This window comes from Gelidibacter sp. (assembly GCF_035515035.1).
In the GTDB taxonomy this organism is placed as follows: domain Bacteria; phylum Bacteroidota; class Bacteroidia; order Flavobacteriales; family Flavobacteriaceae; genus Gelidibacter.
The window spans coordinates 1-7,298 of the sequence record NZ_DATJCA010000131.1 but is presented as its reverse complement, the minus strand read 5'-3'; the positions used below and the strand labels follow the sequence as shown (position 1 = coordinate 7,298).

Sequence of the window (7,298 nt, the reverse complement as noted above, 5' to 3'; positions counted from 1 at the left end):
CGCCCGGCAAGAATTCCAGAAAAATCTCCCATCATCCAAGCATTCATATCCTGCACGATATTATAGTTTACCGCCAGAAAAGTAGCTCCAGAATGTAATATTCCCCCGAACATTAAACCTACTAGGGGAACGAAGATTATATTGCGGACGCGGATGCTATCCACAATCTTCAAAAAAATCAAACTTGCGATAAAAGTAACTGCAAAAGCCAGAAAAGTATTTAAAACCATTCCAGCGAGCGGGAAAAAAATAAATCCCAGCAAGAGTCCAAGTTGTGCAGCTTCCAGCGATCCGGCTGTGGTGGGTGACACAAATTTATTTCGGGTGAGATGTTGCATAATCAATCCGCTAACGCTTAATCCTATACCTGCCAAGACCAGAGAAATGGTCCTTGGAAAACGGCTAACAGACAGAATAAACAATTTATCTGTATCGGCATTGAGAATGTCATTTAGGGAAAGATCGGCTACACCGATAAATAAAGATAAGACGCTGGTAGCCAACAGGGCGAAAAACAAAGCAAGCCTTCTAAAGGACTGTTTGGTCAAAACCACAGTTTTTTCTGGGCCGGATTGACCTTGAGCAGTAGTAAAGGGGGATTTTATACGGGTTGAATAACTTCTTTTCAATGCTTCATTCTTAATGGACTTGCAAAGATACAAATTATTCTTATTTAGTTTAAGTCTAAATAGGCTGAATAAAAATATAATCATCCAAGCCCTTACAGCACCCTTATAAACTTCAAAAAATCATATCCATTTCAAGTATGGAATAGCTGAATTTTAGAAAAACCATCTTAAAAAAGATAGTTTTGGATTTTCAGAATACAAATGACTCCACCTGCTTCAGAAAGGGCAAAATTAATTCTTCTTGATAGTTGTGCTACAAAGGGCACCATTCTGTTGCAGTTCCATAAACTGTAGCGATAATGAAATTATATTTTTAAAAGCACTGTACCCATTCCTTTTCTTAAGCAAAAGATTTCTTGCAAAAGAGCCAAGAGACTGGATCTTTCCTTGTTGTATAAAAGTGATTTTTCGTTTTAATCGATAAAATTTCCAGCCATATTGATACAGGTCGTAGTTGTTACTCTACTTGTAGGTATTTCTCTTTTTTGAAATGAAAATTATATATGAATTACCTGCAATTTTTAGAAGATGCTCTTTGTTAAAAATGCTTAAATTTACAGAATTCCACTGGAAAACCACATATTTGATAGCTGGCAAGATTTATATTAAAGACTTAAGCAATGTTTGAATTTCTCCATAAAAAAATAAATGAAACCATCGACATCACCGATGAACAATTTGAATATGCAAAGACGCTTTTTGTTCCGAAACAATTGGGAAAAAAGAGGTTATTGCTGGAAAGAGGAAATACCTGCATTTATACAACTTTTGTGGGAAAAGGTCTGTTGCGGAGTTTTACCATAGATGAAAAAGGGAACGAGAATATCCTGCAGTTTGCAATGGAAGGCTGGTGGGTTGGAGACCTTTACAGCTTTCTTACCGATGAAGCTTCAGAATACACCATTGAAGCCTTAGAGGATTCACAGCTTCTTTTGATCACCAAACCTTCTTGGGATCTTCTCCTGGAGAAAGTTCCTGCTTTTGAACGGTATTTTAGGGTTCTCATTCAAAATAATTTAATCGCAACCCAAAGACGGCTAATGAATACTATGACGATCTCGGCCGAAGAACGCTATATTAAACTGCTTCAGGATTTTCCGGATATAAGCCAGAGAGTACCACAACATATGATAGCATCTTATATTGGAGTGACCCGGGAGACCTTAAGCCGGCTTCGTAGTCAAATGGCATCTGGCTGAACTGCTTGTCAATAGCTGTGCTAATTGACATAGATCACCCTCATTTCTTATCATAGATCATTGTACTAAGGCTATTATACTTGTAAATTTGTAGAAATATAAATTAATAACTTCAAAAGCCTCGAATCCTGAAGACCTTTCTGGATGCGACATTTGGATTTAATTGTTCAACATTTCCACCTCGTCAATGCGGTACTCTGAATATTCAGAATTGATGATATTTCGTATGGCCGCAAGGTTGATAATATTGTTTACCAATTCGTGAATGACTCTGAAAAGCTTCAGTTGTAATTGTCATGAGAGTTCTTGGGCATTACTGTTTTTGTCCGTTACCGAAATATTAACCAGTTCGGTTTATGAAAAACTGACATTTACTGCAAAGGACTATACTGAAAAGCCTCCTGTGCATCTCGAACTTAATACCCGGCCCATATTAATTGACATGCTTCAGAGATACTGGTCCCATTCTTATTCGTATTTTAAGTTTTATAATGTTTTGAAAACAGTATGGTTTAATAACTACCAATGGTAAGAGCAAATAAATGGAAGGTTTATTTATTCTGTAATGAAAAAAGCAGATCGCAAAAAGGTGTCTTCGCCACCATCATCTCCTCGTCGAAAAGGGTCTTATCGGGAATTTTCACCAGTCCGAGAAATTTGAAGTAGCGGGAAAAGGTACGGGATTTATAGCAGTTAAAATCATTCTTGTTTCCGCGCAGGTGGGGAAAGGCCTCAAAATATTTCTGCGCATAAAATTTGCTGGACCGTTCCTCATCGCCATACTTTTTAATGAGATAGATACTGAACCCGGGAATCACCTGCCCAATATTTTCGGATTCATAGCCATCAAAATAGCCCCAGTTAAACTTGTACAACAATATTTGCAACAGTTCATCCAAGATTGCATTGCCATCATCTATAATTTTTTCACCTTTTCGGGTCAGACTTAATTTGTGGTTCCTTTTTTTGGCCAGACTGCTTATTTCCAGCAACAGACGTGTGATAAGGACTTCCATAATCTCACCTTCCCTATTTACTTTTGAGTATCCGTTTTCTATCCAATAATTTTTTAGATGGCCCTGTTCATAAAGTTCCTTGACCACGGCGGTGGGCAGTGCACCGGTTCTTGTAAGTTTGATTTCTTTGCCGCCCCGTAATTTTTCCATTAAAAATCGCAGTTGCATGAGCAAGGGACATTGGGCCAGCTCCATAGGTTTAAGGTAATTCTTCACTAATGGACTCTTTGGATGATTTTCCGGAAAGGAGGTTTGTAAGGCAGCCATCCTTTCCGGCGAAAGACCATCAAAACCAGGAGCCGCGATACTATTGTGTTCCTTCATTCTTTTTTCAAGGATCTTGTTCAAATCCTCCAAATTATCAAAATTACCGAGATCATCGAGGTTTATGGGCATAAAAATCGTTTTAAATTGAAGTAAAATTACATCTTGCTACGTTTACAAATTTAAAAATTTTAAATAGATAGGTAGATGGCAAATATGGATTAAACAACGATTGCTGATATCGTATTGCTATGCTTTATGTATTCTTCACTATAGATTTAAGGTTTCTCTAATGGTTTTTAGTGCCGTGATTTGTGCCAAACCTTTCTTATTACCGTTTTCTTCCGAAAGAAAATAGTCTTTTTAGGCAAATACCTAAGTTTTTCTTCTTGGCTTATTCAATTGGTCAATGCCGTAGTACCATAAAAGATTTAGTGATGGCAGCAAAAAGAGAGCATCCCCAAAAATATGTCTGTTTTTCCGTTGGTTATCATTTTTTTATGAAAACACGATTCCAAAAAAATGTTGGTTTCTCCTGTCCTTTTTATAGATGGTCTCAAAAAAATAGCCACTCAAGACTGAAACACATTATATTTGCGTAAAACATGGAGGTTTCCTTCTTTCATATATAAAGCAATATGCAATTAGCAGTTGAATCGGTCTTATTGACCCTCTCCATTCTTTTTTTCCTAAGTATTTTAGCAGGGAAAGCTGGCTATAAATTTGGTGTTCCCGCTCTATTGCTGTTCTTGGTTGTGGGTATGGCTTTTGGAAGTGATGGGCTGGGAATAGATTTCAGCAATATTCAAGTGGCGCAGACCATCGGTTCCGTTGCCCTTTGTATCATACTTTTTTCCGGTGGCATGGACACCAAGATTTCCGATATCAAACCCATTCTTTCCCAAGGGGTTATTCTGGCTACCCTTGGGGTACTTTTAACCGCTCTTTTTACCGGAGTTGCCGTCTGGTATGTCTTCGGCGCCACTATGAAATCGGCCGGGGTAGGGTTTTTAACCGCCTTGTTGCTTGCCTCCACAATGTCGTCAACAGATTCGGCCTCGGTGTTTTCCATCTTGCGATCCAAGGGCCTTCATTTAAAGAACAACCTAAAACCCATGCTGGAGCTGGAGAGCGGGAGTAATGACCCGATGGCCTATGTTCTTACCATTACCCTAATTTCCCTGATTGGGATGGATTCGGAACCCAATTATTGGTTGGCCGTGGGCAATCTGTTTTTACAATTGATCATCGGCGGCACCGCAGGCTTTGTTGGTGGGAAATTGGCCGTTTTTACCAACAACCATCTTAGGATAGATAACAAGTCCTTGTATCCCATTTTAATATTTACTTTTTGCATATTTATTTTTTCCATAACTTATTTTATTAAGGGAAACGGATACTTAGCCGTCTATATCGGCGGTCTTGTAATTGGCAATTCGCAGGTGGTCCACAAACGATCTTCCTTAAATTTTTTCGACGGCATGGCGTGGATGAGCCAGCTGTTGATGTTCTTGACATTGGGTTTGCTTATAAATCCCTCAGAGCTGATTCCTATAATTGTTCCAGGTTTGATCATCAGTTTTATAATGATTTTTATTACCCGCCCGTTGAGCGTGTTTCTATGCCTGTTGCCATTTCCGAAAATGGCTATAAAAGATAAAACCTTCATCTCTTGGGTGGGCCTGCGCGGCGCCGTGCCCATTATTTTTGCCATCACTGTATTGGCTTCCGGAATTCCGCAGGCCGGGCTAATATTCAATATTGTATTTTTCTGCACCTTAATTTCGCTTATAGTACAGGGCACTTCCCTATCATTGGTCTCCAAGTGGCTGGGACTGGCCGATAAACCGGATAAAACCAAAGATCTTCACGATTTTGACGTGGAGTTTTCCGACGAAATAAAATCGGTTACCTCGGAAATCAAGGTTACCGAAAATGCCCTTAAGGACGGCCATTACTTAATGGATCTGAAACTTCCCGAAAAAACCATTGTGGTAATGGTAAAACGCGATGGCAAATATTTTGTCCCCAATGGGAAAACAAGTTTGGCGGCAGACGATATGTTGCTGGTAATCACCGATGATTATACTGCCCTTCGAGAAACTTATGATCGTTTGGGAATGCCGTATTGATTATTTGGTGTTCTATTTTTCTGCATAGATACCATTTCCCGCACCAAAGGTTGATGGCCAAACACAGATTATTTAGATAAAGATTCTCGGTAAAATGTATCGGCACTCCATTATAGTGGATTGTCCAAAATGTATTGTGATATTCTTTGGAAGGAAGTAGCATTTCGAATAATATGATCATAAAATCGGGATTGCCACCCAAATGGCGGGTCGATTTTGCGAATTTCAGTGGTGCTTCGCCCTATGTACCATCGGATAACATGGGAAATATTGTTGTGAATCATTGGGTTTTTGTCGCCGCCCATCCCACCGCCGTCGTTCGTCCAACCACCCCAACACCCCGTCCATCCCCATCATTATGAACATCCACACCCTCAACATTTCCATCAATTATTAATGTGCCGTGAACGTGGTTGGGCATAACTACAAAATTTTCCAAACGGATATAGAGAAATTGGATTGGTATTAGATCCCAAGTTTTTGGGCGCTGTGTCCGGACTGATTGTAAATCAATTCCCCGTTCTGAACATTTCTGAAAAAACAAATACGATCTTTTGTGCAAATCGTTATAAAATATGTAGCATTAGTCCCATAATCCCAATTGGCCAGGCGTGCAGAGGAAATGCGGTATATGTTCTTGTATTTGTTCATCCCAGCGCTTTTTTAAATTAAATCCATTATCCTCACCTTTCCGTCAGAAGGTTTTAATCCAACTACTGCGATATTCCTTCAACTTCTTTATTTTCTTGAGTTTCAGACGATGCCGGGTTGTTTTTCCGTTATTCCGGTAATCCATTGTAATCGGGATCGTCCATTGATATCCAGGTAAGAGACGATTGATCACGTCTCTTTCGCACCTAAGACATTTAATCAAAAATAGGATTATATATCATAGCTTTTACGACCTACATCGATAGGTCACAGACGTTATAGGAAACGTTCTATACATTTTTATATATAACCAATAAAGAAACCTAAAAAACATTTTTAAAATATTTCCATGTATTAAATAAAAAACAAAGCTGGAAAAGATAGCCTTAGCACCTTTTGATTGCCGCGATACTGCTTTCAGATCTATGGATTTAAATGAAATGAGAGCAGCCTGCAACAATCCACAATTAAAAAGAAAACTGGGATAATGACGGCCGCTGTTGGCCTCATCACAACAGGTAAACAAGCAGAAGAAATTCTCCAAATCGGTCGAGCTGAATTGGTATTCATAGGCAAGAAATTACTTAAGGATACTTTTTGGCGACGCACTGCCGCTGAAGATCTAAAGCATTCGCTTGAGCCGCCTGTTCAGTACACACGGTTTGGTTCGGTTTGGTTTTAAAAGCATAGTTGTTTTACGTTTAATATGTCAATTATCAAATATGCAAAATAATATGGGAGGCGACGTTGAACTAAATTTTCATGGTAAACGTATGACAGAGCCATCCATGATTTTGAATTTTATATTTGTAAATTTTTAAAAATAATAGAAGGTTATTACTCTACTTTGTTTTTAGGAATATCTTTAAGCATTTTTTCATTTGACTTAAGTTCTAAATTATGTGATTTTAAAGCCTTGCTTTAAAAATGTATTTACGCATGCACTAACCGATTTATGGCATTTGATATGTACTCTCCTAAAAATGAAGCGTTTTAATTTTGGAGTACTTTATGTACTCATATAATTTTACCTAAATGGCAGATTTATGAAAGCAAAGATCAAGTTGCATGACAAGGAAGTTCTAGAGAGGGAGCAGAACAGATTATTGAAATACTACTAATACTGAAATTAAGGGAATAGATATTTAGCCATCAATAGAGAAATCTTGCATAAATTGTATTATATCCGGAAAAGATATTTCAGTGCTTGGTAGCCATAGCATTACATTTTCTACTTTTTGAGGCAGTTGATCCAATTCAATGTACTTTATTCCCTTATAGCCTTTTAGACTGTTAACGGGTTCAATGGTAAGTCCAAATCCACTTTCCACTAATTTAATCGCGGTGCTTGCAAAAGGTGTTTCATGAATGGTACGTGGCGTAAATCCTTCATGTATAAAAATAGAA

General features: G+C 38.3%; 6 protein-coding genes and 1 pseudogene. 3 read left to right on the top strand and 4 right to left on the bottom strand.

Annotated features, from left to right (window positions below):
• The coding region (locus tag VLZ86_RS10890; RefSeq protein ID WP_325451217.1) for an iron chelate uptake ABC transporter family permease subunit at window positions 1-629 on the bottom strand (629 nt) is incomplete at its 3' end.
• 620 nt (window positions 630-1,249) lie between these two features.
• Here VLZ86_RS10890 and VLZ86_RS10885 point away from each other — a divergent pair.
• A complete protein-coding gene (locus VLZ86_RS10885; protein WP_325451215.1) occupies window positions 1,250-1,828 on the top strand; it encodes a Crp/Fnr family transcriptional regulator in 579 nt (192 codons plus the stop codon).
• Between the two features lie 551 nt (window positions 1,829-2,379).
• Here the strand turns inward: VLZ86_RS10885 and VLZ86_RS10880 are convergent.
• Entirely contained in the window at window positions 2,380-3,240 is an 861-nt protein-coding gene (locus VLZ86_RS10880; RefSeq protein ID WP_325451213.1) for a hypothetical protein, read from the bottom strand.
• Between the two features lie 506 nt (window positions 3,241-3,746).
• On the opposite strand from VLZ86_RS10880, the gene VLZ86_RS10875 reads away from it, so the two are divergent.
• Entirely contained in the window at window positions 3,747-5,240 is a 1,494-nt protein-coding gene (locus VLZ86_RS10875) for a potassium/proton antiporter (RefSeq protein ID WP_325451211.1), read from the top strand.
• A gap of 280 nt (window positions 5,241-5,520) precedes the next feature.
• Here VLZ86_RS10875 and VLZ86_RS10870 read toward each other — a convergent pair whose 3' ends face one another.
• A complete protein-coding gene (locus VLZ86_RS10870) occupies window positions 5,521-5,661 on the bottom strand; it encodes a hypothetical protein (RefSeq protein ID WP_325451209.1) in 141 nt (46 codons plus the stop codon).
• Between the two features lie 681 nt (window positions 5,662-6,342).
• Here VLZ86_RS10870 and VLZ86_RS16320 point away from each other — a divergent pair.
• Window positions 6,343-6,573, top strand: coding sequence for a hypothetical protein (locus VLZ86_RS16320; RefSeq protein ID WP_414652553.1), 231 nt, complete (start codon window positions 6,343-6,345; stop codon window positions 6,571-6,573).
• A gap of 463 nt (window positions 6,574-7,036) precedes the next feature.
• On the opposite strand, the pseudogene VLZ86_RS10865 reads toward VLZ86_RS16320, so the two are convergent.
• A pseudogene (locus VLZ86_RS10865) lies at window positions 7,037-7,298 on the bottom strand (hypothetical protein); the annotation flags it as partial.

Bases quoted from the DNA above. Each gene is read 5' to 3' on its own strand.
- VLZ86_RS10875 (WP_325451211.1), top strand. From the start codon at position 3,747: ATGCAATTAGCAGTTGAATCGGTCTTATTGACCCTCTCCATTCTTTTT.
- VLZ86_RS10885 (WP_325451215.1), top strand. From the start codon at position 1,250: ATGTTTGAATTTCTCCATAAAAAAATAAATGAAACCATCGACATCACC.
- VLZ86_RS10870 (WP_325451209.1), bottom strand. From the start codon at position 5,661: ATGCCCAACCACGTTCACGGCACATTAATAATTGATGGAAATGTTGAG.
- VLZ86_RS10880 (WP_325451213.1), bottom strand. From the start codon at position 3,240: ATGCCCATAAACCTCGATGATCTCGGTAATTTTGATAATTTGGAGGAT.